This is a genomic window from Proteocatella sp. QWL-06, assembly GCF_058684135.1.
The window spans coordinates 2,426,534-2,452,590 of record NZ_CM178755.1 but is presented as its reverse complement, the minus strand read 5'-3'; the positions used below and the strand labels follow the sequence as shown (position 1 = coordinate 2,452,590).

The window sequence follows — 26,057 nt, the reverse complement described above, 5'->3', positions numbered from 1 at the left end:
TAATTGAGGATATTTTGCAGGAGGTGCAAAAGTGGCGATTTATTACAACAAATTATGGAAAATGTTGATTGATAAAAATATGAAGAAGAAAGACCTTCAAAGTCTTGCTGGTGTCAGCTCGGCAACAATCACCAAGCTTGGCAGAAATGAAAATGTAAATACGGAAATACTCCAAAAAATATGTGCTGCGTTGGATTGCGATATATGCGATATTTTGGAAATGAAAAGAGAGGAAAAAGCATGAATCCTTCATGCAAGGTGATAATTATATGATAAACATCAGAAAACTTGAGTCTGAACTTTGGGAATCTGCAGACCTTTTACGACAAGGCTCGAAACTGAGTTCTCAAGAATATTGTATGCCGGTTCTCGGCTTAATCTTTTTGCGTTATGCATACAGTCGTTTCAAATATGTCGAAACAGAAATACTAAAAGACCGCCCTATGCGAAATGGGCGTGTGCTTCCAGTTGAGGCCAGCGACTTTAAACAAAAAAGTGCCATCTTTCTGCCGGAGAAAGCAAGATATGATTATCTGTTGAATCTGCCGGACGATGCTGATTCCGGCAAAGCTGTTAATGAAGCAATGGAACTTATTGAAGGGGAAAGTGCACAATTAAAAGGTATACTGCCAAAAACATATACTTCTTTCAGAAATGATCTTTTGAAAGAATTGCTACGTATCTTTAATAATAGTGCTCTTAACGAAATCAACGATGACATCCTTGGGCGGATATATGAGTACTTTCTCAATAAATTTGCCTCTGCTATTGCATCAGATGATGGCGTTTTCTTTACGCCCAAATCTCTGGTTAAAATGATTGTCAACATTATTGAGCCTACACACGGAACTTTGCTCGATCCAGCTTGCGGAAGTGGAGGAATGTTTGTATCTTCCAGTGATTTTGTCAATGCCGAGGGAGTTAACGCAAATTCGGCTATGACGTTTTTTGGACAGGAAAAAGTAGAGTTTAACGCCAAGCTCTGTATCATGAACATGGCTGTACACGGGTTAAACGCAAAAATAAAATCCGGTGATGAAGCAAACAGCTTTTATCACGATGCCCATAATTTGGAAGGCTGCTGTGATTATGTCATGGCCAATCCACCCTTTAATGTTGACAAGGTGAAGTCGGAATCTACGCAAAATGCCGGGCGTTTGCCCTTTGGTTTACCGGGTGTAAATGCAAAAAAAGAAGTCTCCAATGCCAACTATCTTTGGATTTCATATTTTTATGCCTATCTAAATGATATGGGTCGTGCCGGCTTTGTTATGGCAGCGTCTGCAACGGACAGCGGAAATAAAGAGCGAGAAATCAGGAAGCAGCTTATTCAAACCGGCCATGTTGATTGTATGATATCTGTGGCAAACAACTTTTTTTATAAGGTTTCGCTCCCTTGTTCTCTTTGGTTTTTCGACAAAGGTAAAAAAGGAGAGCTTAAGGATAAAGTGCTTTTTATAGATGCACGTAATTATTACACTGTTGTAGACCGCACTCTTAACGAGTGGAGCGAATGGCAGATGAAAAATCTAAATGCCATCGTCTGGCTCTATCGGGGAGAAGTAGATAAGTATGAAAAGTTGCTGATGGATTATCGTGCTCAAATCATAGGTGACTGTTATGAATTAGATACGCAATTCGAGGCACTATCGGTATTATTAAACGGTTATGGTGAGAAGCTTATGGCATTGCGTCAGCAAGTAGCTGATACCATCCTCCATGTGGAGCATATTAATCAGCTGATACCTTTAAACGAGATGCTAAAGCATTATACCGCAGAACTTAATTCATCCCTAAAAGCCTTTATTGAGTATGGTGATAGTTTAGAAAAGGACGAGGCAAAAGAACTGGCAAAATCCATAGACGAAACCGCAACCACTTGGGAGCGCTTCAAAAAGGCAGCTTCTGCCCGTATAGAGGAAGTAGTTTCACAAATCAAAGCTTGCCGCACAGTGATTAAAGAAGCCAAATGGCTCACGGATAAATTTGGCGAGGGTACATATGAAGATATTCTCGGACTCTGTAAACTGGCAACCATTGATGAAATTGAAGAAAAAAACTGGAGCTTGACCCCGGGTGCCTATGTGGGCGTTGCCCCTGTAAAGGAAGATGACGAAAACTTTGAGGAAAGAATGGCAGAAATCCATAAGGAGTTGGTGGCTTTGCAGGCAGAGTCAAACCAATTAATGGATACCATTTCGGCGAATTTCGAGGGGTTAGGGTTATGATAACAAATAGTTACATATTAGCTTCAGAATTTTGTGATTCGGTACGTGATGGTACACATGATACTCCAAAACAAACAAATTCCGGTTACCGATTGGTAACTTCTAAGCATATTAAAAATGGTCAAATAAATTCTGAAGAGGGCTATTTTATATCAGAAAGAGACTTTTACAAAATTAACGAGCGAAGTTTGGTAGAGCAATGGGATATTTTGATGTCCATGATTGGTACTATAGGTGAAGCGGCCATTGTTAAAGAGCAACCTAATTATGCTATTAAAAATGTTGCTTTGTTCAAGTGTGGAGATGAGCAAAAAGCTAAATGGCTATATTACTATCTTTGTAGTCCTGACGGTAGAGGACAGTTGTTTGGCAATCAAAAAGGTTCAAGTCAGCAATTTGTCTCTTTAACTCAGCTTCGTAATTTACAAATACCTGTTCAAGATTGCTTTATAATGAAAAAAATAACTGACATCCTCTCTGCCTATGACGATTTGATCGAAAATAACCAAAAGCAAATCAAGCTGTTGGAAGAAGCGGCAATGCGGCTTTATAAAGAGTGGTTTGTTCATCTTCGCTTCCCCGGCCACGAGACCACGAAAATAGTAGACGGGGTGCCGCAGGGGTGGGAAATTGCTACTGTTAAGGACATGGGTAAGGTTATTACAGGGAAAACTCCATCTACCGCTAAAACTGATAATTACGGTAATGATATCCCATTTGTAAAGATACCAGATATGCATGGTGTGGTTTATTCTTTAAAAACAGAAATAAAGTTGTCTAAAAAAGGTGCCGATATACAAAAGAATAAATATTTGCCACCAAAAAGTATTATGGTTTCTTGTATCGCAACCGTAGGGCTTGTATGTATAGCTTTTGATAGATGTCAAACTAACCAACAGATAAATTCTATTGTATTGAATGACGAAGATAACTTATATTATTTGTTCTTTGTAATGAAAGAAATAAAATCATTACTTGAAGGTGTCGGCAGTAATGGTGCCACAATGACAAATGTGAATAAAACAAAATTTGAGAATATAAAACTATTGTTTCCAGATGAAACAGTAATCAAAAAGTTCAATGTGTTTGCTGAGCCAATATTTGATTATATCTTAAATATTAGCAAACAAAATGAACAATTAATTGAGGCTCGTGATAAACTGCTCCCTAAGTTAATGAGTGGAGAAATCGAGGTGTAGCCTTATGAGAGGGGGAATATTTAGATGCCAAAAGATTTAACAAGTTCACATATAGACAGACAAAATATTTTGAACAACGAACTCGCGATAGTTGAGATTCAAAATAAATCAAATTTTAAAGGAATTCTCTGGGATGGAGAAATCACGTTTACTCGTGAAATGGCCTCTGAACTCTTCGAGGTTGATATCCGCACCATTGGTAGATATATAGAGCAGTACAATGATGAATTGACAAAAAATGGTTATAGAGTATTAAAAGGCAAGCAACTTAAAGATTTTCTAAAAGCAATGAAAGAGAATTTTGGTAAGGACATTAATGTCCCTACCAAAATTACAGTGCTGGGCGTATTTAATTTTCGCGCTTTTCTAAATCTTGCCATGCTTCTCTCTGAAAGTGAAAAAGCTAGAATTTTACGTCAAATGATGCTGGACATTGTGATTGATTTGATTAACAAAAAGACCGGTGGAGCGACTAAATACATTAATCAGCGAGATAAAGATTATATTTCTGCTTCTCTACAGGAAGATAATTATCGGCGGCAATTTACCGATGCTTTGAAGCATTATGTGGTTGACGATCGGTTTAAGTATGCACATTTCACTGACCTTATTTATGTCAGTATATTCAAAGAAAAAGCCAAAGAATATAAAAAGATACTTGATTTAAAAGCCAGCGACAAAGTACGAGATACTTTTTATAGTGAAATTTTAGATATTATCGCAGCTTATGAATGCGGATTAGCAGATGCTATTAAGGAAGAGTATGAAAAAAGAGATCGCTTGCTATCATGTAAAGAAGTCGAGGCTTTATTTGAGAAATTTGAAAAAATGGCATTATGGAAACCCTTAATTCACCGTGGAAGGATCAAGATGGCAAGCCGAGATATGGCACTCAGAGATGCGTTTCATTACCAGTTATCAGAATATATTCAACCCTTAGATAAAGAAGAATATGAAAAGTTTCTTGGTGCGGCAGGCGATGAGCTTGAACGTCTAATGGAAGAAAATCAGGCCGTTTTGAAGCGCTTAAAGGAGCGTGAATAAATGGACAGTATAATTTATTTCTCGCTTGAACAAGCAGTATCCACACATCAAAAGACTGTTCAATATAGTGGAGGCGGTGCATTGGGGCACTTTGACTTAGGAAGATTGGACAGTGTTTTGCAAAATATCCAAAATGATGATTACTATCCTACGTTTGTGGATAAACTGACACATTTGTTTTTCTGCACCTGTGAGTTTCATTGTTTTGAAGATGGAAATAAACGTTTGGCAATTACCCTTTCGGCTTACTTTTTATTGCTGAACGGTTATATGGCAGTTGCCAAACGGTTTTTTGAGATCACAGAGAATATCAGTTATCAGGTTGCTGCAGGTAAAATTGATAAGGACTTATTGCATCGAATAATGGCTTCAATTATGGATGGCACATATGAAACCGATGAGGAATTAAAACTGGACATATATAATTCGATTAGTTAGGAGGTATCCCAAATGAGCTGGGAATATTCTGAAAACATATTAGTGCAAAACAGTGCTGGAAACCTACTTCAAGATACTTTGGGGTGGGATGTTCAATTTGCTTATAATAAGGAAGATCTCGGCGAGAATGGAACTTTCGGACGAAAGAGTTATAAAGAAATCGTACTAACCCGCTATCTTCGGGCAGCGCTTTTTGAAAATAACGACTGGCTGACAGAAGAACACTGTGATTCCGCAATCAAAACCTTTCTTGATTATTCCTCTTCCAGTATCCTTATGCAAATTAACCGCGATAAGTATTCAATGCTTCGAGATGGAATACCAATTAAGGTCAAAAATCCAAGCGGCGAGCAAGAAGACAGAAAGGTTAGGGTGTTCAATTTCTCAGAGCCGGAAAAAAACTATTTTCTCGCTGTAAAGGAAATGAAAATTCATGGTGATCTATATCGGCGCCGGACAGATATTGTTGGCTTTGTCAACGGAATACCGTTGTTGTTTGTGGAGTTGAAAAAGCAGAATGTGGATGTGCAGGATGCATACACCTGTAACTATGCTGATTATCTGGACACGGTTCCCCATCTGTTTCATTTCAATGCTTTTGTGATGTTCAGTAACGGTGTTGAATCAAAGGTGGGTACTTTGGGCAGTAAATATGAGTTTTTCAACGAATGGAAGCGTCTGAATGAGGATGAAACCGGCACAGTTGATTTAGACACCATGCTTAGAGGTATTTGCGATAAGACAAATTTTATGGATCTACTTGAAAACTTCATCCTATATGATACATCAGGTGGAACAACAGCTAAAATTATGGCACGAAACCATCAGTTTCTCGGGGTCAATGAGGCTGTGGAATCCTATCAAAACCGTAAGCTGAACAACGGTAAGCTTGGTGTATTCTGGCATACACAGGGAAGCGGAAAAAGCTATTCCATGGTATTTCTTGCACAAAAAATACGCCGTAAATTTACAGGATCTCCGACGTTTGTTATTCTGACAGATCGGGATGAGTTGAATAAGCAAATCAGCGACACTTTTGAGGCTTGCGGATGTCTTGGAAGCACAAAGGCGGAACAATATATTGCTACTAGTGGAGATGACTTAATTAAAAAGTTAAAAGGCAATCCGAGCTTTATCTTTACGTTGATACATAAATTCAATAAACCGGATGAACCGCCAATAATCCCTGATCATGACATTATTGTATTGTCGGATGAAGCGCACCGAACCCAAAACGGAATATTTGCAGATAATATGTGTATCCTTCTGCCGACAGCGTCCCGCATCGGCTTTACAGGAACGCCACTGTTTGCTTATGATAACATAACAGAGAGAACATTCGGTGGTTATGTCTCCATTTATGATTTCAAACGGGCAGTTGATGATGGTGCGACAGTACCCTTGTATTATGAAAACAGAGCGGACTTATTGGGTATTGAAAATCCTGAAATCAACGATAAACTGCTGGACGCAATTGAACAGGCGGATCTTAATGTCAATCAGCAAGCCAAACTGGAGCAAGAATTAGCGAAGGACATTCATGTCCTCACCAGCAAAAAACGTCTGGATACGATTGCGAAAGACTTTGTTGAGCACTGTTCTGAATTGTGGACAACAGGTAAATCTATGTTTGTTTGTATCAATAAAGTAACTGCGGTTCGAATGTATAACTTAGTGCAAGAATATTGGATTCTTAAAATTAAGGAAATAGAAGATTCTCTCTCCGGCGCTACGCAGCAAGAGTATATGGAAGTTAGCCGAAAACTTGAATGGATGAAAAAAACGGAAATGGCCGTTATCATTAGTCAGGAGCAAAATGAATTAGCTACATTTGAAAAATGGGGATTAGATATTAAACCCCATCGCACAAAAATGGAAAAGCGTGAAATGGATAAAGAATTCAAAGACCCCGACAACCCATTTCGAGTTGTGTTTGTATGTGCCATGTGGTTAACTGGTTTTGACGTGAAATGCCTTTCCACTATTTATTTGGATAAGCCACTAAAGGCACATACACTTATGCAAACAATCGCTCGGGCAAATCGTGTTTATGAGGGGAAAATTAATGGTTTAATTGTTGATTATGTAGGTGTTGTAAAAGCATTGAGAAAAGCATTGGCTGATTATACAAATACCAAGGGAGGCACAGGCCCATCCGATCCGGCACCGGATAAAACGGAATTGCTAAGTCGTATCTACAAGCTTCTTGCAGAGATTGCAGGCTTCATGGAGCAACAAGGCTTTAATTTATCAAAATTAGTGCAAGCGGTCGATTTTGAAAAACTGGCATTAGTACAATCCGGTGCCAATGCTATGTGCGTTTCAGAAGATGTAAAAAAGAGATTTGAAGTAATGGCAAGAGAGTTATTCAAACTATTCAAATATGTTGAGAAGCAAGAAGTATCCGACCACGAACGGGCGTATAAAAATGCAATCAGTGCTGTTTATGATCAAATGCAAGAGAAACGGAAGCATTCGGATAATACTGACTTAATGATTCAACTGCATGATATTGTCAGTGAATATATTACCGTTATCAATCCTGCGGACCGTGTAAGTGAGGACGGTGCGAATTACTTGACAGAAAGCCGCCGCTTCGACATTAGTCACATTGATTTTGAACGTTTGCAGCAGGAATTTGCTCTTGTAAAGAATAAAAATCTTCTAATGAAGGATTTGGAAGAACTGATAAATGACAGACTGGATAATATGATGAGACGCAATCCTATGCGTATCAACTATTATGAACGCTATCAGACAATCATACAGGAGTACAATGCGGAACAAGATAAAGCGGCTATTGAAAAAACATTTATTGATCTAACCAACTTCGTTAACGACTTGGACGAAGAGGAAAAAAGATATGTACGGGAAGGCTTTAATAACGATGAAGAATTGGCAATGTATGATTTGCTCCTTAAAGATTCACTCACATCTGTAGAGATTAAAAAAATTAAAAAACTTGCAAAAGTTTTATTAGAGCGAATAAAAGGAAAAATCAGTGAGTTGGATCATTGGACAGAAAAAGAGGAGACACAAGCTGCAGTGGATGTCATCATACGAGATACCCTTTGGAGCGAACTGCCCGAAAGTTATGATGATAGCCTTTTAAATGAATACCGCAGGAAGATCTATGAATTTGTCTATTCTACTTATCCAGCAGCGTAATATAGCCATAACAAAAGACCAGTCATGCAAACATTGTACATGACTGGTCTTTCTTTTTGCCACCGCTTGAGGGCTGTCGCTCAAAACTTACTTGTTATCGTAAATCCCTAAGACGCACCCACTAATGGCTCCGGTCTTATTCAAGGCGCCATGCGGCGCGATCATACCAGGAAGGGGCAAATACTCCCAGGCAGGCTAATCCTTCTAAATATAGGAAAGAATTCTGTCTGTCATCTCTGAAGTCGATATATATTCTTTTCCGATGTCTGCGGTGCGCCACCCTGTGTCCAGGACTTTTTTGACTGCATTTTCAATCGCATCGGCTTCATGGGGAAGATTAAGGGAGTATCTCATCATCATCGCAGCGGAGAGTATGGTGGCAATAGGATTTGCGATTCCTTTGCCTGCGATGTCGGGTGCAGAGCCGTGGATTGGCTCATACATTCCAAATCCGGTCTCGTTCAGGCTGGCAGAAGGGAGCATGCCTATGGATCCGGTTATCATGCTGGCCTCGTCAGAGAGGATGTCTCCAAAAAGATTTCCTGTAACTATGACGTCAAACTGCCCTGGATTTCTGACAAGCTGCATGGCGGCATTGTCGACGTACATGTCGCTGTACTCCACCTCAGGATATTCATCCCTCAGGCGGTGCATGGTCTCTCTCCATACCCTGGAGGTCTCAAGCACGTTGGCCTTGTCTACGGAGCAGAGCTTTTTTGAGCGCTTCATGGCCATTTCAAAGGCTCTTCTGCCTATCCTTTCGACTTCCTTTTCGCTGTAGTTCATAATGTCATATCCTGTGGTTACTCCGCCAGACTCTTTTCTTCCTTTTTCGCCAAAATATACGTCTCCTGTCAGCTCTCTTACGATCACTATGTCAAAGCCGCCCTCTATGAATTCTTTTTTGATAGGGCAGGCATCAGAAAGCGCATCGTACATTATGGCCGGCCTTATGTTGGCGAACAGGTCAAGCTCCGATCTCAGTCCAAGAAGCGCATTTTCAGGCCTGTTGCCGCTGGGCATGGAGTCCCATTTCGGACCGCCCACGGCGCCAAGCAGGATACTGTCAGAAGCCCGGCATGTCTCCACAGTCTCTCCTGGCAGAGTGTTTCCCGTAGCATCTATGGCATTTCCTCCGGCCAGGCAGAAGCTGAGCTCAAAAGTGTGGCTGTATTTTTCTTCTATTTTTTTGATTACTCTGATGGCCTGATCCACTATCTCCGGACCAATCCCATCTCCCTTTATCACGGCTATCTTAAATTTCATCTTCTTCTCCTTTGATCCTTTTCAGACGCTAAATCTATTTCAGGGAATTGAGCAGCCCGCCTGCAGATATTATCCTCTGGATGAATTCAGGAAAGGCTGCGGACCGATATTCTTCATTTTTAGTTATGTTCTTTATTATTCCTGTCTCAAAATCGATCTCAAGGACATCTCCTTTTTCGGCAGCTTCTGCCGCAGGGGCACATTCCATTATAGGGAGCCCTGTATTTATGGCGTTCCTGTAGAAGATCCTCGCGAAGCTCGATGCGATGACACACGAGATGCCGCTTCCTTTTATCGCGATGGGAGCATGCTCCCTGGATGAGCCGCATCCGAAGTTCCTGGCGGCCACGATGATGTCCCCGGGTCTTACATCCTTTGCAAAATCGCTGTCTATGTCTTCCATGCAGTACTTTGCGAGCTCTGCAGGATCTGAGGTCGTAAGGTGTCTTGCGGGTATTATTACGTCGGTGTCCACGTTGTCTCCATATTTGAATACATTGCCTCTTACTGTCATATCTGTCTCCTTTTACATAATATCTGATTACATGATGTCTGCGGGGTCGGTGATTTTTCCTGTTATTGCCGAAGCCGCTGCCACTGCAGGGTTTGAAAGATAAACCTCTGAGGTGACATGGCCCATTCTTCCTACGAAGTTCCTGTTGGTGGTTGCGATGGATCTTTCGCCGTGGGCAAGTATTCCCATATAGCCTCCAAGGCATGGCCCGCATGTAGGCGTTGATACTACTGCGCCGGCCTCTATGAAGATCTCTATGAGGCCTTCCCTCAGTGCCTGTAGATATATCGCCTGAGTCGCAGGGATTATTATGGTACGCACATTCTTTGATACTTTTCTTCCTTTCAGTATCTCTGCAGCTGTCCTCATGTCTTCGATCCTGCCGTTTGTGCACGACCCGATTATGGACTGGTGGATCTCTACTCCCTTTGCCTCATCAATCGGCCTTGTGTTTTCAGGAAGGTGAGGGAAGGCAACCGTAGGTCTGAGCGCGCTCAGATCTATGTCGATAACCTCGTCGTAGTGCGCATCTTCATCTGCTCTGAATATGATGAATTCTCTTTTTACCCTGCCTTTTACATATGCGAGAGTGGTCGCATCGACCGGGAATATCCCGTTTTTGGCTCCGGCCTCTATGGCCATGTTGCAGATCGCGAAACGGTCATCTATGGACAGCGTGCTCACGCCTTCTCCTGTGAACTCCATGGATTTGTAAAGCGCGCCGTCAACGCCAATCTTTCCTATTATATGAAGGATGACATCTTTTCCGGACACCCATTTGCCGAGCTTTCCTGTGAGGTTGAATTTTATAGCGGAAGGAACCTTGAACCAGGCTTTTCCTGTAGCCATTCCTGCAGCGAGGTCTGTGCTTCCTACTCCTGTCGAGAATGCCCCGAGCGCGCCATAGGTGCATGTGTGCGAATCGGCTCCGATTATGAGCTCTCCAGGAGCGGTAAGTCCTTTTTCCGGGAGAAGGGCATGCTCGATGCCCATCTCGCCTACGTCGAAGAAGTTCACGATGCCCTGCTCGGTCGAGAAGTCCCTGCAGATCTTGCACTGCTCAGCGGATTTGATGTCCTTGTTCGGAACGAAGTGATCCATCACGAGGCATACTTTTTCCCTGTCGAATACATTTTCAAAGCCGGCTTTTTGCATCTCTGCGATTGATACCGGACCGGTGATGTCGTTTGCAAGCGTGAGGTCGAGCTTAGCTTCGATAAGCTGCCCCGCCGTAACATTTTCAAGCCCTGCATGATATGCAAGTATTTTTTGAGTCATTGTCATTCCCATGTTTATATATCCTTTCAGTTATGCTGCGTAGTATTTGTTGATTCCATTCACGTATGCCTTTATGCTGGCCTCCACGATGTCTGTGGATACGCCTCTTCCTGTTATGACATCCTCGCTTTCGCCTATTCTTATCTTGACGACTGCCTCGGCCTGAGCATCTTCTCCGTCAGTAAGCGCATGAAGCGAGTAATCTACAAGCTCTATGGCAAGTCCGGAGATCTTGTTTATGGATTTGTAGGATGCGTTCACGGGACCGTCTCCCGTAGATACCTTTTCCACTGTCTTTCCGTTCACCTTCAGCTTGATCACAGAGGTTGAGGTGATGTCGTTTCCGGTATTTATAACAAAGCTCTCAAGCTCGAGCTTTCTGTCTTCTGTTTCAGTGTCCTTGAGGATTATGCTCTCTATGTCTCTGTCCTTTATGAGCTTCTTCTTGTCAGCAAGCACCTTGAATTTTTTGAAAGCCTCGTCAAGGTCTTCTTTGGAAAGGCTGTAGCCAAGCGCATTTATTCTGTCTTCAAATGCATGTCTTCCAGAGTGTTTTCCAAGCACCATGGTGGTTGCCGGGATTCCCACGGATTCCGGGGTCATGATCTCGTAGGTCGTCCTGTTTGAAAGCATTCCGTGCTGATGGATTCCAGATTCGTGGGCAAATGCATTTGCGCCTACGATGGCTTTGGTAGGGGCAACAGGCACTCCCGTTATTGTCTGGATGAGGCGGCTCGCACGGTATATCGCGTGAGTGTCGATATTCGTATCTGCATTATATATGTCTTTTCTGGTCTTTATCGCCATGACGACTTCTTCAAGAGAAGTGTTTCCTGCTCTTTCTCCGATTCCGTTTATCGTACACTCGATCTGGTCCGCCCCGGCAGCTACTGCGGCAAGTGAATTTGCAACAGCCATTCCAAGGTCATTGTGGCAGTGAGTCGAAAGCGACACATTCTCGATTCCAGGAACGTTGTTTTTAATGTGAGATATTATATTGAACATCTCGGAAGGCGTGATGTAGCCTACAGTATCCGGGATGTTTATCGTCGTTGCCCCGGCCTTTATCACCTGTGAGATTATCCTGACCAGGAAGTCAAGATCGCTCCGGCATGCGTCTTCTGCCGAAAATTCTATGTCGGAGACGTACTTCTTTGCGTAGGATACCATTGCAACGGCTCTTTCTACGACTTCATCCGGAGTCATCTTAAGCTTATGCTCCATATGCACAGGGGATGTCGCTATGAAGGTGTGGATCCTTGGCGATGCGGCATTTCTTATTGCCTCAAATGCGGCATCGATGTCTCCCTTTGCGGTCCTGGCAAGGCTGCATATCGTCGAGTCCTTTATCTCAGCTGCTATTGCTTTTATGGATGCGAGATCTCCAGGAGAAGCAATCGCAAATCCGGCTTCGATTACATCGACTTTCATCGCCTCGAGCTGTCTGGCTACCTCTATTTTTTCCTTAAGATTCATGCTGCACCCTGGTGACTGTTCTCCATCTCTCAGCGTAGTGTCAAATATTTTGATTGATCTGCTCATGTGTTCCTCCTCCTGCAGAAATTTTATATGATTCTGCTTATATGTGTTTTGATTTTTTACAATAAAAAAAGCCCTCCATCCCATAAAAGGGACGAAGAGCTATAGCTGTCCGCGGTACCACCCAGATTCGGCAGATTACTGCCGCACTTTTATCAGATACTGGGCTCAAAGAGCCGAAATATCCTGCCCCTGTAACGTGGGGATACGTTCCAGCCTAAGCACCAAGGCCTCAGCGGACGGTTCCTGGGGGAGCTTCACTGATTTACGCTGCTGCCTCGCACCACACGGCAGCTCTCTGAAAACTCAGTCAGTTACTTTACCCATTCACAACCTTTTTTTATTGTTTTTTAGCTTGTGATAGATTATATATTCAAAATTTCAGTTTGTCAACGGACTTTTTTAAATTTTTGGAATATTTCAAATCAATAAAAAAGCGTGAAAACGATTATCTGAAAATAAAACGCCGTGTAAAAAACAATAAAAATAAATTTTCACTTAAGTCCATTTCAGAGCCTAAAGGCTGTATTCATTAACTAGAGATGCAAGCGAGCTGACCATATCCTCGAGGTTTGCTATGGAGTCTGCAATCTCCTTCATGGAAACGCACTGTTCCTCGGTTATGTCGCCTTGTATCACCTGTATGTTCTCTATGATGCTGTCTACGGAGCTCCTTCTCCACTTCGGACATGTTGAGCATAAGGCCATCAACTATTTCCTGGATCTTGTTAGTCGAATCCGAAGATTCCATTGCGAGGCTCTTTACCTGGGTCGCTACTACCGCAAAGCCTCTTCCGTGTTCCCCGGCTCTTGAAGCCTCTATGGATGCGTTGACAGAGAGTATGTTGGTCTGCCTTGCTATATGGTCTATGGATTTAAGGATCGACTCGATAAGCTGAGATTTTCTTGTATGTTCTTTTCCTTCATAAGCCTTGATTTTTCAAGAGTAAGGTTCAGCTTGTCCGTAACGCTGTCGATCTTATGTGAAAGCATATCCGTCATTTCACAGGTGCTGCTGCTCTCAAGAGACTGAAGTGATGCCTGAGCCGAAAGCTGCTGTGTATTTTCTGATATCTCGGAGCTTGCAGTGCTTAATTCTTATATGGACATGTTTATCACGGATGATGCAGCTTCAAGCCCGGATGAAGCGGATTTTATGTTCGAGGTCATGGACCTTATTGTATCTGTCATCTGATTGAAGGAATGGGCGAGAAGTCCTATCTCATCTCTTCTTTTCACCTTGACAGGCTCGATGTGAAGGTTCTTTCCTGCGACCTGGCTGGAAGCAGCTGCTATCCTTGAAACGGGTCCCCGTATTTTTCAATCTTGTTTCCGGTGTAAGGCTCGCCTTCCTATGTCATTTCATAGTCATCCTAGGTAGGCTCCAGATCGCCGATATGAGATGTCTCGCCGTTTTCAGAACTTTCGGCAAGGTACATGAACAATTCAAAAAAGCAATATGCTTATACAATATGATGTTTTTTTTGACAATTTAAGCTCGAGATAGTAAGATGATTTAAAGAAGTAAAGTGATATAAGACGAATTTGGATACTTACAGAATAAAAACAGAAGGAACAGGTATTTTGTTATGAAAAAATATACTGCCGTACTTGCGGCACTGATGATAATTTTAAACGGCTTCACTTTTGATGCTTTTGCTCAGCCGGATTTAAATCTGGAGGGCAGCAGCACTCTGCTGATGGAAACAAGGCACAATCAGATAATATACAGAGAAAATGAAGATAAAAGAAGGCTGCCGGCTTCTGTTACCAAAATAATGACAGTGGCGACAGCCTTTGACATTATAAATGAAAAAAATATCCCGATGGACACCTTTGTAAGCATATCTGAAAATGCGGCGAAAATAAAGGGAGCCAGAATAAAGGTCTTTAAAGAAGAGATGCTGACGCTGGATTCTCTGATAAGTGCGATAGTTATCAATTCGGCAAACAACGCGAGCGTAGCCCTTGCGGAATATCTTGCAGGGAGCGAGGACGAATTTGTAAAACTGATGAACATAAAAGCAGATGAAATGGGGCTGAAGAACACGAATTTCGTTTCATGCAACGGTCTGACGCTGAGCAGCAGGCACTATTCAACTGCTCTGGATATAGCGCAGATAGCGCTTGAGCTTATAGAAGAAGGAGATATCCTCAAATATTCGTCCCTGAAAGAGAAGGACATAATAATATATAAAGGCCCGGACATGCCGGTCAGAAGGATAAAGCTTGAGAGCACCAACAGGCTCCTCGGAGAATATAAAGGAATTGACGGCATGAAGACAGGATGGATGGGACCGGAGTCAGGCTACTGCTTTGTAGGAACGGCGCAGGTGGACGGAACAAGGCTGCTGAGTGTTACCCTGGGAGCTCAGGAGAAGGATGGCAATTTCAGGGATACTGCAAAGATGATGGATTACGGATTTGGAGATTTCAGGTATCTTACCCTGATGGAAAAAAATCAGGAGGCAGGCAGCATAAAGATAAACGGGAGCTTCAGGAAGGTAAAAGGCGTGCTAGCAGAAGATCTGATAATTTATGGAAATTTTGAAGAACAGGATTATTCCACAGAAGCTGTTTTTGAGGATATGGAGCTTCCGATAAAAGAGGGTCAGAAGATCGGGACGATTTATGTATATGGCAAAGACAAGATAGTGCATCAGGCAGAGCTTGTATCAAAAAGCGATGTGAGCAGGTCTTGGATATTCGTTCTGACGGACAGGATTAAAAGCTTTTTATCATGACACGCTCCATCTTGCTAAAGCAGGGCATATCTGTTAAAATACAGGTAATAAAGGAGATGGTATTATATGAAGATTCATGAATCGGCAGAGAATTATCTGGAGACCATACTTGTGCTTCAGAAAAGAAATGGATATGTAAGATCCATAGACATAGCGACGGAATTAAACTTTTCCAAGCCAAGCATAAGCAATGCGATGAAACAGCTGAGCAGCAAGGGGTACATCCAGATGGATGAGAGCCGGCTGATAACCCTTACTGAAAAAGGCAGACAAGTCGCAGAGCAGATATATGAGCGTCATCAGCTGATAAGTGAATTCCTCGAGATGCTCGGAGTGGACAGTCAGACTGCGGCAGAAGATGCCTGCAAGATAGAGCATGTATTAAGCAAGGAAACGTTTGAAAAATTTAAGGATCATGTAAGTCAGATGAAAAAATAGAGAGTCATTAGTATATAAGGGATTAATTTAATATGAACAGGATCTTCGGTTATATTTAAAATACTGGAGCTTCTGTTCATTTTTCGTAATATGATATTTCATAATTTGAGATATGTGCAATAGATGGTTTTTATAATTACTTGAAAGAATCACAAAAACGATGTAAGATGTAAAGTGGAACATGATACATATATTTGATTTGGTAAGATTTGAAAGGGGCTTTTATGAAACAAAAGACGGCATTACTCGTAGACAGTGGGATAGATGTACCTTCTTCGGTAATTAAGGAGTACGGCATATATTCTCTTCCACTCAAGATAATTTACAAAGACAGAGAGTACTCAGATGGAGTAGATATACAGGCTGAAGAAGTTTACAGCAACCTTTCAGTCGAGATACCAAAGACATCTCTTCCAGGAGCAGCTGAAGCAATATCAATTCTGGACAGGATAAAATCAGACGGCTATGAAAATGTACTTGCGGTTACGTTATCCAGCGGACTGAGTGGAACATACAACATGATATCCCTCGTAGCCAAGGATTATGAAGGACTTGATGTACAGATCGTGGACACAAAGAACATAGGGATAGCAGGCGGCATGGTAGCTATAAGAGCGGCGGAATATATAAGTCAGGGAATGGATTTTGAGACTCTAGTAAAGACAGTGAATGAAGACGTGCCTGATTCAAAGATATTCTTCTGCATATCGACGCTTGAATATCTTCAGAAAGGCGGAAGGATAGGGCTGGTATCTTCGATGCTGGGTACGGCGCTTAATCTAAAGCCGATAATCTCATGCAATGAAGAGGGAATCTACTACAATGTGGCAAAGATAAGCGGCAGAAAGCGATCGCTCGACAAGATGATTGATATTGCAACAGAATATGCTTCAAAAGGAAAGCTTTACAACCTTGCAGTAGTGCATGGCGGTGCAGCAGAGGATGCTGAAAAGGTTAAGGAAAAGCTGCTGTCAAAGCTTTCTAAATACAAGAATGTATTTGAGGGACAGATAAGTCCGGCGCTTGGAGTCCATACGGGACCGGGGCTTGTTGGAATTGGAGTACAGATTCTGGAAAGATAAGAAGAGGTATGGATGGAAAGCTATATAAAAACAGAAGGAAGCAGAAGCTCAACCTGGTTTTTAGACTCTATAATACATTCTACAAATGAGCTTGTCGTGATAGTCAATGAAAAAGGGATAATAGAAGAGATAAGCGATGCATATTCTGATTTCCTTGGAGTGAAAAGAGAATATGCACTTGGCAAAAACGTAAGTGAGATTATTGAAAACACAAGGCTCCTTGATGTAATCGAGACAGGAGTTGCAGACATCGAATCGACTCAGAGGATAAACGGCAAAAACATGATAGCTACCCGTATTCCCATAAAGAAGGATGGCAGGACCGTGGGAGCATTTGGAAGAGTGCTGTTTAAAGACGTGGATGATCTAAAGAAGCTCTATGAGAAGATAAACCGGATGAAGACGGAGCTGAATCTGTACAAGAGCAGGTTTCTCAAGCTCAACTCCGCAAAATACAGCGTGGAGAGCATAATAGGAAGCAGCAGGAACATGAGGCAGCTCAAAAACAGCATAAAAATAGTGGCAAAGACAAACTCAAACGTACTCATACTTGGAGAAAGCGGCACGGGAAAGGAGCTCTTTGCCCATGCAGTGCACAGCGCAAGCAAGAGAAGCAGCAAGCCCTTCATATGCATAAACTGCGGCTCAATACCGGAGGAGCTCATGGAATCAGAGCTTTTCGGATATGAGGAAGGCGCCTTCACCGGAGCGAAGAAGGGCGGCAAGATAGGTCTTTTTCAGGCGGCAGATCAGGGAACTATATTTCTTGACGAGATTGGAGATCTCCCGATGTCCATGCAGGTCAAGATACTCAGGTTCCTTCAGGACAGAGAGATACAGAAGGTAGGCTCAAGCGTGAGGGAGCCTGTGGATGTGAGGATCGTTGCAGCCACAAACAGGAACCTCGAGGAAATGGTTGCGGGCGGACATTTCAGGTCGGATTTATATTACAGGCTGAACGTAATCACGATAAAGGTTCCTCCTTTGCGGGAGAGAAAGGATGATATCCCTGAGCTCTCCGAATTTCTCGTCGACAAATTCACCGCTAAGGAAGATATGGAGAAAAAGAACATATCAGACAGGACCATGGAGTATCTGAGGCTCGAAAGCGTCGTATCTATGTGTTAACATAGAAGCCTATACCATTGATTTGACTTGTTTTCGAAAGACAAGTCCGAAAATTTAATACCGTTGTTCTCTTCATCAGTTCTCTCCTTTTTCCGAGGGATATCTGAGACCTGATGTTGAAGATAAATATTGGAGGGTTGTCCGAGAGGTCGAAGGTGCGAAACTCGAAATTTCGTGTCGGTGATGAGCCGACCTAGGGTTCGAATCCCTAACCCTCCGCCAGAAAACCCGCGGTTTTCCTCAGTTTCTGAGGGAAGCCGCTTTTTTATGTGTGTGCAGAAGTGTTTGGTTTATTCTCTCCTCCCGATCGATCTGGAATCACAGCGAACTCGTCCTTCTGGATTTCTAGCTTTGGTTCGATGACAAAATTAAGTCCATCAACCATTGCTTGTGCTGATACCAGTTTTGAGTTGAAGTCCAAATGAGCGTAAATATTTGCGGTAGTTGCAAAATCACTATGACCTAACCAATCCTGGATCTGCTTCATCGGCACATTATTTGCCAGTAAAAGACTGGCACAGCTGTGCCTAAGGTCATGGAAGCGAATCTTTCTTAAACCATGCTCCTCCAGCAGCTTGGGAAACGCTGTTGTAACATAGTTTGGGCGAATTCTGACGCCCAACTCGTTGACACAGATATAATCAAGAAAGTCCTTGCTATAGGATCTACCGCAAAGCTTGCGGTTGCTTTCTTGTTGTGCTTTGGCAGCCAGAAGTTTCTCCTTAAAAGCTGGCACCAATGGCAAAGTTCTCATACTGGATTTGTTCTTGGTTGAATCCGATGCATAGATCATCTCTTTACCATCAATGCTGAAGGATGTGACGGTGTGCCTGACAATGAGTGTGTTGTTATTAAAATCAATGGCACTCCATTTAAGACCGACCGCTTCGCTTCTTCTCAGCCCATAGAAAGCCCCAAGCAATATAGGAATCTCAAGTTTCGTTCCTCTGGCCACTTCAAATAACTGATTTACTTCATTTTTATCATAGAAGCTGCCGATGAACCGTTCCTGTCTTGGACGCTCGATCTTGCTGGCCGGATTAACGGGAATCACATCGAGCTTCATCGCATATTTCAAAGACCTATGGATAATGGTGTGATAATGAATCACAGTGCTGGCCTTCACCCGTTTCAATTGGAGGGTATAGAAATCCTGAATATCCTTGGGTTTGAGATCAACAAGTTTGATCTTTTTGTCTTTGAAATATGGAACAATAGGTGATTTGCACATGCTTGCATAGCTTGCGTAGGTAGTAAGCTGAATCGTATTTTTTGCTATCTCAAGCCAATGCCCCAAAAATTCATCGAAAAGCATGTCCTCCATCGAAACCGGTATATCCGGTTCGAAGGTCTTCCGGGTTTCCCGGAGCATTTCCTGTGCCCGTTTCTTATTTCCTTTTACGGGCAACTTCGTAGAAATCCATTTGCTCTTGCGCTTTCCTTCATGGTCTTTGTAAGTAAGTACCATGTAGAAATAGCCTTTCTTTTCTTGCAGGTGTCCTGCTACCATTATAAAAACCTCCTTGTTTGTAGCTCCGATTACCTGCCGTTGACACATAGAACGTATCATAGGCAAGTTGCTTCGTGCAATGTTGTGGAGGTTCAAATGGACGGCTGTTCATTTCCGACTCTGAGATACGATATGATGTGTGCTTTTGGGATTCTATAGTTACGCCCAATTTTTATAAAGGTCACGTCACCGTTTTTCAGGAGCTTATAACCCGTCTTGGTGCTGACACCAAGGATTTCACACATTTTATCAATATTCATGACGTCGGGATAATCTTTGAGCATGAGGCTATAGGCGTCTTTACTGGATAAATTTGTGCTCATGCAAAAACCTCCCTTCATTTAATAAGAAACAGCCGCACCTGAATCAATGGTTCCGCTCATGTGGCGGGATTACCAGGTGCGGCTGCTGTATTTGATTATGGTTCTTTGGATGGACCGGACAAGCGCTGGCATACGCTCTCATAGGACTTTCACCTCCCTCCATTCTGATGGCGGGCCGTACTCATTGCCTGCGACGGTTTGATCACGCTCGGACTGTGACTATACGGAAGTATCATTATCTGATGCACAAGGTCATGGCCAGCCGATCTGCCAAGATCGACCAGCAGCAAGGGTATTTGTCGCTCTCTTCGTGAAACGAAGGTCATAGCGTACCTGCTGCCTGGCTTGTCCTTGCGGCTCATGCACCAAAGGTATCCGGTTCTCCTATATGAAGTTGTCAAAGATCGATTTTATGAGAAGATAAAAGTCCCTCTCATAAGCCATGAGATTTGAAGTGTATTTATAAACCCTATTCCTCAAAATTTTTCAATTCTTTTTCTAAAGTCTTTAGTCCTTGGCTAATGGACTTGCAGACAGCCATAACACTGACGCCTTCTGCTTGGGCAATCTCAGTCTTGCTCATCTCCAGAAAGTAGTAGGCATAGATTCGTTTGGCCTGGATGTCCGGCAGTTTGGCGATGGCAGCATGCAGCTCCTGCTTCGTCATCTTCCGCTCATAGATCTCATAGGGTGACATGGAGACAAAAATTGCTTCATGCTCGATCCCGTCATCTCGGTCCAGTGAATAATGGGCCTTGTTCCAATAAACCTTTCTCCGATAATTGAGCTCTTTTCGCTTGGATTCTTCGAAGATCTCAGCAATTTCGTCATCGACCATAACAAAACAGTCATTCTCATAAAACGGGTATACATCCCGCAGATTTATCTTTTTCAATTTTATTCTTCTTCTCGTTGTTGGCTTGTTAGCGGCGAACAAGAAGGAGGCGGTGGACTGCGGCATCTCAGTGAGACGAGACAGCCAGCGTTATTCATTTGGCTGTAAACAAACATGACAGGCTCCTTTTGGCGGGGAGCCTGTCATTGGTGATGCACTGCCAAAAAGCTGATTACTGAATAAAAAAGGCCGGATGATCCTCTCAATTGAGTAATCATCCGGCGGTGGTAGCTCAGTGAATCGGCTCCGGTGCTCGGTATCGATTGATATTCAGTTGTTCATTGTCTGCTTGTGCGGTGGTCGCTACTTCGATAAGTGCGCCGGTGCTCCATAATCAGATAATGAGTTCATCCCTGGTCTGCAATGACAGGAATGGTCGCGACCTTTCCGCACATCTCACATTTAATAGTGACAATCCCTACGCTGTCTGTGGTGACATCGAAAAGTCGCTTCCCACAGTGGGGACAATTGATGGCTTTGTAGAATTCGTCAAAGGCTTCTTTCTCTGCTCCAAGGACGATCTCGGTGGTTCTCAGACAGTCAGACTTGTAGGGGCAGACCTTCGTATTACTGCATTTGATCAGAATCTTCAGTTTTGAGCCTTCTATGGTGTCAAAGAGTCTTCTTTCTCGATTACATTTGATCTGGACGGTTCTCATTGGGTATCCCTCCTGTACTAGGCGTACATGATGCCGGGCATGATGACCTCATGACTGCTGTCTCCAGATGCTTTCATACTGCCTAACAGGGAGGCTGAATAGATCGACCATTTCCCAAAGCGACCTCGTATGATCTCGATGGTATCATCCAGTTGTTCCAGCCTGGCCCGTCTGGCAGCATCATCAAAGAGCATCAGCTGCTGTGGCATGAATTTGGGTTCGAGGTTGATGGCGCGAACAGTTACTGCCCGCACAAATGTATGCCAGTCGTAGTTATTTTCAAACAGATGCCGTGCCGCTGAAGCGATCTCCATGGGGCGTTGGGTCGCCATGGGCAACTGCATCTGATATTGACGATAGGATAGGGTATTGTCCTTCACTGTGATTTGGACGCCATTGGCTTTCAGGTCATGGACTCGAAGCCGATAATCGATGTTCAGACCACTATGGAGTACTGCAAGGTCCTTACTCATAAAAAGCCACTCCTTCCAAGGGTTTCTATAACTTCTTCGTTGACAGATGAAGTTTGCGAAGGTATAATGAAGATAACTTCATCTTGCAGCTTAATATTAACAGGCTAATGAAGAATAGTCAATAAAAAAATGAAGTTGTTGAAGTTATATTCATTACGGGAGGCAAGGAAATGAAAACTTTCTCAGAGAAGATCAAAGAAGCTCGGGAGGAATTGAAGCTCAATCAGCAGCAACTGGGTGAGCTTGTCGGCGTTTCAAAACGTTCTATTGCTGCATACGAAACAACGGACACCAAGCCTCGTGGAAATATCGCTAGAAAACTGGCTGCAGCCTTCCAGGTATCCGTAGACTATCTGCTCAATGATGAGATCACAGACCCAAAATACGGCATAGAAAAAGCTCCCTACATTGAGGAAGCTCGGGAACGGCTGGGACCCAAGGCAGCTAAGGAAATGGATGTTCTCCTTGAGCAGAACGTAGCACTATTTGCTGGCGGAGCCCTGGATCAGGAAGCCAAGGATGCTTTCTTTGAGGCCGTCATGAAGGCTTATCTGAAGTGTAAGGAAGAAGCCCGGAAAACCTATGGCCGAAAAAAGGAAACGGATTAAAATTTTCTCGTTCTTTGTTTTCAGCCATTTGACCATTTTATCGTTCACTGTCCGTATTTTTGTACCGACACTTTGATTTAATGATAGTGAGGGATTGTTAGCGGGATGAGTATTTGATTTTATATCATTTGAAGGTGATTACATGTCGATAGAGATAATTTGCCGGGAAGTATCCCGCATAATGCGAAAATATGATGAGCCAGATCCTTGGAAGCTGGCTGAAGCCATGGGGATCATCGTTCTAGTAATGCCACTTGGCTGTACAGATAAATCGTGCAAAGGGTTTTTTCTGCGACAATCAAGAAAAAAGCACATCACCATCAACAGCGACTTGCCGGAACCAATCCAACGGATTATCTTGGCCCATGAAATCGGTCATGCTGTCCTTCATCATGAAGCAGCAAAGATGAGGGCTTTCCATGATTTTGCATTGTATGATACATCCTCCCAGATGGAATATGAAGCCAATCTGTTTGCTGCGGAATACCTGCTGGAAGATGATGAGGTCACAGAACTCCTTAGTGAGGACACCTTCTTCTTCTCAGTTGCCAAGGAATTGGAAGTACCTCCTGAACTGCTTGACTTCAAATTTCGGATACTCAAGCGCAAGGGCTGGCTGATCGAATCTCCGATCCAGTCGAACAGCAATTTCCTTAAACACCTGTCGGATCGGGGTGAGGACATGTGACTTCAAAGGCTAAAGTCTATGTTGCCGTCATCGCTTCATTCTCTGAAGACGGGAATCTGTTCCCAAGACGCCTCCGCTGGGAAGATGGCCGTGAATATTCCATCGAAAAAATCCTGGATGTTCGTCCTGCAGCAGCGCTGAAAGCTGGTGGTCAAGGTGACCGTTATACAGTCCAAATCAATGGTTATCAGAGTTATCTTTTCTTTGAGCGAAGTCCAAATATCAGCGGGACAAACCTTGGCAGATGGTTTGTGGAACGAAAATAAACAATTTCATCATAATTGATATCGCCGACAGACCAACATCTGATCGGCTTTTTTATTATAAAAATACTTCTTACCATACTAATATTACGATTTCGCAAACTTATTATTGCTATGTCAAAGAGGGTTGGTTATAATTAACATATGTATGAATTTGTGATATCAATCCTAATAGAGGTGAAGGGCAATGATTATTAGCTATAAAAAACTTTGGAAGCTCCTAATCGACCGAGACTTGAAGAAAAAAGACCTTAGACAGATGGCAGGTATTAGCCCTTCTACAATTGCAAAACTCGGGCGAAATGAGAATATCAACACGGAGGTCATTATTAAAATTTGTCAGGCTTTGAAATGCGATATTTGCGACATGATGGAGATTATTGACAGTAAATCTTCAGATTTAGAAACCAATGAAGATGAATACAAGTCTTCATCTTAAATATTTTAATTGACAATCACTAAAGCCAAGATGTCTTGATAATTACTCGTGAATATATTTGGCAAAATTGCTTCAACTAATATCGAATAATTTTGAGAGGATGAAAACGATGCGTACAATCAATGAAATGCTAAAACCAAGAGAAAATGTATTTTCTGATACTGCCAGGGAGGATGTGCTAAACCTCACCGATCTTGCAGAAAACAGAATTGATGCGAATAAATTCTTCGGAGAAAACTTCCAAACCCAAGGAATGACAGTTTTATTTGATACTGCATTTGCTCGCTTTAAAGGAGAATCTGATACCGGCGTCATTAAGCTAACACAGGCAATGGGTGGCGGTAAAACTCATAGCATGTTAGCCCTTGCTCTGTTGGCTCAGAATCCAGAGATAAGGGAAAATCTTCTCGGACCTACATATGCAGGAATCGGAGATATCCGAGTTGTTTCATTCTCTGGCAGAGAAAATGCTGATTTGGGGATTTGGGGTAGCATCGCTGAGCAACTCGGAAAGAAGGAGTTCTTCAAGGACTATTATTCCCCTCTTAAGGCACCTGGTGAAAAGTCATGGGTTGAACTGCTCAAGGGTCAAAAAACACTCATCTTGCTGGATGAACTACCTCCGTATTTGGAAAATGCTAAGTCAATTATGGTGGGCAACTCTGACCTTAGCAAAGTCACCATGACTGCGCTCTCAAACCTTTTCACAGCTTTAGGTAAGGAACAGTTGGCGAATGTATGCCTGGTTTTCTCTGATCTTAAAGCGGCATATGAGTCAGGCAGCGAATTATTGCAGTCAAGCTTCCGTGAACTTGAAGCCGAAGCGAACCGAATAGCAATCGAAGTAACGCCTGTGGCTCTTAACAGCGATGAGATATACCACATTTTGCAGAAACGTCTGTTTGAAGATGTCAGTGGCTTTGAATACTCATTGAATATAAATGACGTTGCTATTGCGTATAAGACAAGTGTTGAAAAAAGCAAGAAACTCGGTTTCACAAACTACACTCCAGAAACGGTTTTTAAAGGCATCAAGGACTCCTATCCATTCCATCCGTCAATCAAAGATCTTTATGCCCGTTTCAAGGAAAACCAAAATTTCCAACAAACGCGCGGCTTGATTAAATTGATGCGCCAGATTGTCCGTCAATTCTATGAAAGCGGCATGGCTAAAGAGAGCTATTTGATTAACGTTTTTGACTTTGATTTGAATGAGCAAAAAATGCTTAGTCATATCCGGCAGATCAAGCCCTCTCTAGAAGAAGCAATCAATCATGATATTGCACAAGATGGCAAGTCCATTGCAGAAGTAATCGATATAGAAAAGCCTGAGAACAACGGCGTTACACAGGATATTGCAAAGCTTCTCCTCGTGTCTTCCTTATCTACGGCAAATCATGGACTACTCGGACTCACCGAATCGGAAATATTCGGCTATTTGAGTGCGCCAAATACAGATATTAACGAGATCAAATCCAGCCTGGAAGAATTGAAGACTCTTTGCTGGTATATGAAGCAAGACAATCGTGGCAGGCTGTATTTCCAGAACACAAAGAATATGGTTGCCGAGATGAATACCCTTGTTGACAGTTATACTAATGAGAATGCAAAAAAGGAACTTAAGCGAATATTGGAACAGAACTTCAGTCCCAAGCTAAAAGTCTGCTATGAAATGCTGTATGTGCTCCCTGCAATCGATGAAATCGATCTTGATCAGAATAAGATTTCTCTGGTCATTTATGAGCCATATCCCGGCAGTGAGCTGCATCCTGAGCTGAAGAAGTTCCATGACAATATTTCACTTAAGAATAGAGTCATGTTCCTTTCCGGACAGCGAAACATGATGGAAAAGCTATATGGCAATTCAAAGAAACTCAAAGCTATCCAGCAAATCGTTGACAACATGGCAAACGAAGGCGTTCCCGCGTCTGATCAGCAATATAAAGAAGCTGAAGCTCAACTTGATAAAGCCATTCAAGCCCTGTTCTCAACAATCAGGGAGACGTTTGTTGCGCTATATTATCCAACCAAGAATGGAATTGAGCTTGCAGAATTTAAACTTGAATTCAAAGAAAATAAGTTTAACGGTGAAGAACAGATCATAAGCTGATTGACTGATAGTTCTAAATACGA

The 26,057-nt window shown here is 42.6% G+C and carries 27 protein-coding genes, 1 tRNA gene and 1 other annotated feature; of the genes, 16 read left to right on the top strand and 12 right to left on the bottom strand.

Features of this window, described 5'->3' with window-relative positions; translation table 11 throughout:
- Positions 1 to 31: 31 nt before the first annotated feature.
- From AC4PGZ_RS11690 to AC4PGZ_RS11665, 6 genes are read left to right on the top strand one after another with little or no spacing between them, the layout of a single operon-like run.
- Positions 32 to 244, top strand: coding sequence for a helix-turn-helix domain-containing protein (locus AC4PGZ_RS11690; protein WP_492158791.1), 213 nt, complete (start codon positions 32 to 34; stop codon positions 242 to 244).
- Between the two features lie 25 nt (positions 245 to 269).
- Positions 270 to 2,228 carry a type I restriction-modification system subunit M gene (locus tag AC4PGZ_RS11685; RefSeq protein WP_492158790.1) on the top strand — a complete coding sequence of 653 codons (1,959 nt, stop codon included), beginning with the start codon at positions 270 to 272 and terminating at the stop codon, positions 2,226 to 2,228.
- Complete coding sequence (locus tag AC4PGZ_RS11680; protein WP_492158789.1) at positions 2,225 to 3,427, top strand: restriction endonuclease subunit S; 1,203 nt, start codon at positions 2,225 to 2,227, stop codon at positions 3,425 to 3,427. The genes AC4PGZ_RS11685 and AC4PGZ_RS11680 overlap by 4 nt, the downstream gene beginning before the upstream one ends.
- Positions 3,428 to 3,451: 24 nt before the next feature.
- Positions 3,452 to 4,471 carry a hypothetical protein gene (locus AC4PGZ_RS11675; protein ID WP_492158788.1) on the top strand — a complete coding sequence of 340 codons (1,020 nt, stop codon included), beginning with the start codon at positions 3,452 to 3,454 and terminating at the stop codon, positions 4,469 to 4,471.
- A complete protein-coding gene (locus AC4PGZ_RS11670) occupies positions 4,472 to 4,909 on the top strand; it encodes a Fic family protein (protein ID WP_492158787.1) in 438 nt (145 codons plus the stop codon). It begins immediately after the preceding gene.
- A 12-nt stretch (positions 4,910 to 4,921) separates the two neighbouring features.
- On the top strand, positions 4,922 to 8,077 hold the full coding sequence (locus tag AC4PGZ_RS11665) for a type I restriction endonuclease subunit R (protein ID WP_492158786.1): 3,156 nt from the start codon (positions 4,922 to 4,924) through the stop codon (positions 8,075 to 8,077).
- Between the two features lie 204 nt (positions 8,078 to 8,281).
- Here AC4PGZ_RS11665 and leuB read toward each other — a convergent pair whose 3' ends face one another.
- From leuB to AC4PGZ_RS11630, 7 genes are all read right to left on the bottom strand, one after another.
- Positions 8,282 to 9,343: a 3-isopropylmalate dehydrogenase gene (gene leuB, locus AC4PGZ_RS11660; protein ID WP_492158785.1), complete on the bottom strand. Its 1,062-nt coding sequence runs from the start codon at positions 9,341 to 9,343 to the stop codon at positions 8,282 to 8,284.
- A 34-nt stretch (positions 9,344 to 9,377) separates the two neighbouring features.
- Positions 9,378 to 9,857, bottom strand: a complete 480-nt coding sequence (leuD, locus tag AC4PGZ_RS11655) for a 3-isopropylmalate dehydratase small subunit (RefSeq protein ID WP_492158784.1) — start codon at positions 9,855 to 9,857, stop codon at positions 9,378 to 9,380.
- A 27-nt stretch (positions 9,858 to 9,884) separates the two neighbouring features.
- A complete protein-coding gene (gene leuC / locus AC4PGZ_RS11650) occupies positions 9,885 to 11,147 on the bottom strand; it encodes a 3-isopropylmalate dehydratase large subunit (RefSeq protein WP_492158783.1) in 1,263 nt (420 codons plus the stop codon).
- A gap of 18 nt (positions 11,148 to 11,165) precedes the next feature.
- A complete protein-coding gene (locus AC4PGZ_RS11645) occupies positions 11,166 to 12,761 on the bottom strand; it encodes a 2-isopropylmalate synthase (protein ID WP_492158782.1) in 1,596 nt (531 codons plus the stop codon).
- Positions 12,762 to 13,014 (bottom strand) — a binding site (T-box leader).
- Between the two features lie 192 nt (positions 13,015 to 13,206).
- Positions 13,207 to 13,536, bottom strand: a complete 330-nt coding sequence (locus tag AC4PGZ_RS11640; protein WP_492160274.1) for a methyl-accepting chemotaxis protein — start codon at positions 13,534 to 13,536, stop codon at positions 13,207 to 13,209.
- Positions 13,537 to 13,541: 5 nt separating this feature from the next.
- Positions 13,542 to 13,676: a hypothetical protein gene (locus tag AC4PGZ_RS11635; protein WP_492158781.1), complete on the bottom strand. Its 135-nt coding sequence runs from the start codon at positions 13,674 to 13,676 to the stop codon at positions 13,542 to 13,544.
- Positions 13,677 to 13,772: 96 nt separating this feature from the next.
- Complete coding sequence (locus AC4PGZ_RS11630; RefSeq protein WP_492160273.1) at positions 13,773 to 13,991, bottom strand: HAMP domain-containing protein; 219 nt, start codon at positions 13,989 to 13,991, stop codon at positions 13,773 to 13,775.
- 272 nt (positions 13,992 to 14,263) lie between these two features.
- Here AC4PGZ_RS11630 and AC4PGZ_RS11625 point away from each other — a divergent pair, with 272 nt between their 5' ends.
- The 5 genes from AC4PGZ_RS11625 (at position 14,264) to AC4PGZ_RS11605 (ending at position 18,288) form a co-directional block, all read left to right on the top strand.
- A complete protein-coding gene (locus AC4PGZ_RS11625; RefSeq protein ID WP_492158780.1) occupies positions 14,264 to 15,418 on the top strand; it encodes a D-alanyl-D-alanine carboxypeptidase family protein in 1,155 nt (384 codons plus the stop codon).
- Positions 15,419 to 15,484: 66 nt separating this feature from the next.
- Complete coding sequence (locus AC4PGZ_RS11620; RefSeq protein ID WP_492158779.1) at positions 15,485 to 15,856, top strand: metal-dependent transcriptional regulator; 372 nt, start codon at positions 15,485 to 15,487, stop codon at positions 15,854 to 15,856.
- Between the two features lie 224 nt (positions 15,857 to 16,080).
- Positions 16,081 to 16,938, top strand: coding sequence for a DegV family protein (locus AC4PGZ_RS11615; RefSeq protein ID WP_492158778.1), 858 nt, complete (start codon positions 16,081 to 16,083; stop codon positions 16,936 to 16,938).
- 12 nt (positions 16,939 to 16,950) lie between these two features.
- On the top strand, positions 16,951 to 18,066 hold the full coding sequence (locus tag AC4PGZ_RS11610; RefSeq protein WP_492158777.1) for a sigma-54 interaction domain-containing protein: 1,116 nt from the start codon (positions 16,951 to 16,953) through the stop codon (positions 18,064 to 18,066).
- Between the two features lie 131 nt (positions 18,067 to 18,197).
- A tRNA-Ser gene (locus AC4PGZ_RS11605) sits at positions 18,198 to 18,288 on the top strand.
- Positions 18,289 to 18,331: 43 nt separating this feature from the next.
- Here AC4PGZ_RS11605 and AC4PGZ_RS11600 read toward each other — a convergent pair.
- From AC4PGZ_RS11600 to AC4PGZ_RS11580, 5 genes are all read right to left on the bottom strand, one after another.
- Complete coding sequence (locus tag AC4PGZ_RS11600; RefSeq protein WP_492158776.1) at positions 18,332 to 19,576, bottom strand: tyrosine-type recombinase/integrase; 1,245 nt, start codon at positions 19,574 to 19,576, stop codon at positions 18,332 to 18,334.
- A 92-nt stretch (positions 19,577 to 19,668) separates the two neighbouring features.
- Positions 19,669 to 19,899, bottom strand: coding sequence for a helix-turn-helix domain-containing protein (locus AC4PGZ_RS11595; protein ID WP_492158775.1), 231 nt, complete (start codon positions 19,897 to 19,899; stop codon positions 19,669 to 19,671).
- A 469-nt stretch (positions 19,900 to 20,368) separates the two neighbouring features.
- A complete protein-coding gene (locus AC4PGZ_RS11590) occupies positions 20,369 to 20,794 on the bottom strand; it encodes a sigma-70 family RNA polymerase sigma factor (protein WP_492158774.1) in 426 nt (141 codons plus the stop codon).
- Positions 20,795 to 21,141: 347 nt separating this feature from the next.
- Positions 21,142 to 21,453, bottom strand: a complete 312-nt coding sequence (locus AC4PGZ_RS11585; RefSeq protein ID WP_089609006.1) for a hypothetical protein — start codon at positions 21,451 to 21,453, stop codon at positions 21,142 to 21,144.
- Positions 21,454 to 21,470: 17 nt separating this feature from the next.
- Positions 21,471 to 21,926, bottom strand: coding sequence for a DinB/UmuC family translesion DNA polymerase (locus AC4PGZ_RS11580; RefSeq protein WP_492158773.1), 456 nt, complete (start codon positions 21,924 to 21,926; stop codon positions 21,471 to 21,473).
- Positions 21,927 to 22,096: 170 nt separating this feature from the next.
- Between AC4PGZ_RS11580 and AC4PGZ_RS11575 the strand changes: the two genes are divergently transcribed.
- The 5 genes from AC4PGZ_RS11575 (at position 22,097) to AC4PGZ_RS11555 (ending at position 26,034) form a co-directional block, all read left to right on the top strand.
- A complete protein-coding gene (locus tag AC4PGZ_RS11575; protein ID WP_492158772.1) occupies positions 22,097 to 22,534 on the top strand; it encodes a helix-turn-helix transcriptional regulator in 438 nt (145 codons plus the stop codon).
- Between the two features lie 142 nt (positions 22,535 to 22,676).
- A complete protein-coding gene (locus tag AC4PGZ_RS11570) occupies positions 22,677 to 23,222 on the top strand; it encodes an ImmA/IrrE family metallo-endopeptidase (protein WP_492158771.1) in 546 nt (181 codons plus the stop codon).
- Complete coding sequence (locus tag AC4PGZ_RS11565; protein WP_492158770.1) at positions 23,219 to 23,488, top strand: hypothetical protein; 270 nt, start codon at positions 23,219 to 23,221, stop codon at positions 23,486 to 23,488. Before AC4PGZ_RS11570 ends, AC4PGZ_RS11565 begins: the two co-directional genes overlap by 4 nt.
- Positions 23,489 to 23,672: 184 nt before the next feature.
- Positions 23,673 to 23,924, top strand: a complete 252-nt coding sequence (locus tag AC4PGZ_RS11560) for a helix-turn-helix domain-containing protein (protein ID WP_492158769.1) — start codon at positions 23,673 to 23,675, stop codon at positions 23,922 to 23,924.
- Between the two features lie 109 nt (positions 23,925 to 24,033).
- The gene (locus AC4PGZ_RS11555) at positions 24,034 to 26,034 is read left to right on the top strand and encodes a DUF499 family protein (RefSeq protein WP_492158768.1); all 2,001 of its coding nucleotides are present in this window, start codon (positions 24,034 to 24,036) and stop codon (positions 26,032 to 26,034) included.
- Positions 26,035 to 26,057: the final 23 nt, after the last annotated feature.

What these genes read in the sequence shown, in the direction of transcription:
- AC4PGZ_RS11685 (WP_492158790.1), top strand. Translation starts at nt 270, where the DNA reads ATGATAAACATCAGAAAACTTGAGTCTGAACTTTGGGAATCTGCAGAC.
- AC4PGZ_RS11680 (WP_492158789.1), top strand. Translation starts at nt 2,225, where the DNA reads ATGATAACAAATAGTTACATATTAGCTTCAGAATTTTGTGATTCGGTA.
- AC4PGZ_RS11675 (WP_492158788.1), top strand. Translation starts at nt 3,452, where the DNA reads ATGCCAAAAGATTTAACAAGTTCACATATAGACAGACAAAATATTTTG.
- AC4PGZ_RS11670 (WP_492158787.1), top strand. Translation starts at nt 4,472, where the DNA reads ATGGACAGTATAATTTATTTCTCGCTTGAACAAGCAGTATCCACACAT.
- AC4PGZ_RS11665 (WP_492158786.1), top strand. Translation starts at nt 4,922, where the DNA reads ATGAGCTGGGAATATTCTGAAAACATATTAGTGCAAAACAGTGCTGGA.
- leuB (WP_492158785.1), bottom strand. Translation starts at nt 9,343, where the DNA reads ATGAAATTTAAGATAGCCGTGATAAAGGGAGATGGGATTGGTCCGGAG.
- leuD (WP_492158784.1), bottom strand. Translation starts at nt 9,857, where the DNA reads ATGACAGTAAGAGGCAATGTATTCAAATATGGAGACAACGTGGACACC.
- leuC (WP_492158783.1), bottom strand. Translation starts at nt 11,147, where the DNA reads ATGGGAATGACAATGACTCAAAAAATACTTGCATATCATGCAGGGCTT.
- AC4PGZ_RS11645 (WP_492158782.1), bottom strand. Translation starts at nt 12,761, where the DNA reads ATGGGATGGAGGGCTTTTTTTATTGTAAAAAATCAAAACACATATAAG.
- AC4PGZ_RS11635 (WP_492158781.1), bottom strand. Translation starts at nt 13,676, where the DNA reads ATGACGGATATGCTTTCACATAAGATCGACAGCGTTACGGACAAGCTG.
- AC4PGZ_RS11625 (WP_492158780.1), top strand. Translation starts at nt 14,264, where the DNA reads ATGAAAAAATATACTGCCGTACTTGCGGCACTGATGATAATTTTAAAC.
- AC4PGZ_RS11620 (WP_492158779.1), top strand. Translation starts at nt 15,485, where the DNA reads ATGAAGATTCATGAATCGGCAGAGAATTATCTGGAGACCATACTTGTG.
- AC4PGZ_RS11615 (WP_492158778.1), top strand. Translation starts at nt 16,081, where the DNA reads ATGAAACAAAAGACGGCATTACTCGTAGACAGTGGGATAGATGTACCT.
- AC4PGZ_RS11610 (WP_492158777.1), top strand. Translation starts at nt 16,951, where the DNA reads ATGGAAAGCTATATAAAAACAGAAGGAAGCAGAAGCTCAACCTGGTTT.
- AC4PGZ_RS11600 (WP_492158776.1), bottom strand. Translation starts at nt 19,576, where the DNA reads ATGGTAGCAGGACACCTGCAAGAAAAGAAAGGCTATTTCTACATGGTA.
- AC4PGZ_RS11595 (WP_492158775.1), bottom strand. Translation starts at nt 19,899, where the DNA reads ATGAGCACAAATTTATCCAGTAAAGACGCCTATAGCCTCATGCTCAAA.
- AC4PGZ_RS11585 (WP_089609006.1), bottom strand. Translation starts at nt 21,453, where the DNA reads ATGAGAACCGTCCAGATCAAATGTAATCGAGAAAGAAGACTCTTTGAC.
- AC4PGZ_RS11580 (WP_492158773.1), bottom strand. Translation starts at nt 21,926, where the DNA reads ATGAGTAAGGACCTTGCAGTACTCCATAGTGGTCTGAACATCGATTAT.
- AC4PGZ_RS11575 (WP_492158772.1), top strand. Translation starts at nt 22,097, where the DNA reads ATGAAAACTTTCTCAGAGAAGATCAAAGAAGCTCGGGAGGAATTGAAG.
- AC4PGZ_RS11570 (WP_492158771.1), top strand. Translation starts at nt 22,677, where the DNA reads ATGTCGATAGAGATAATTTGCCGGGAAGTATCCCGCATAATGCGAAAA.
- AC4PGZ_RS11560 (WP_492158769.1), top strand. Translation starts at nt 23,673, where the DNA reads ATGATTATTAGCTATAAAAAACTTTGGAAGCTCCTAATCGACCGAGAC.
- AC4PGZ_RS11555 (WP_492158768.1), top strand. Translation starts at nt 24,034, where the DNA reads ATGCGTACAATCAATGAAATGCTAAAACCAAGAGAAAATGTATTTTCT.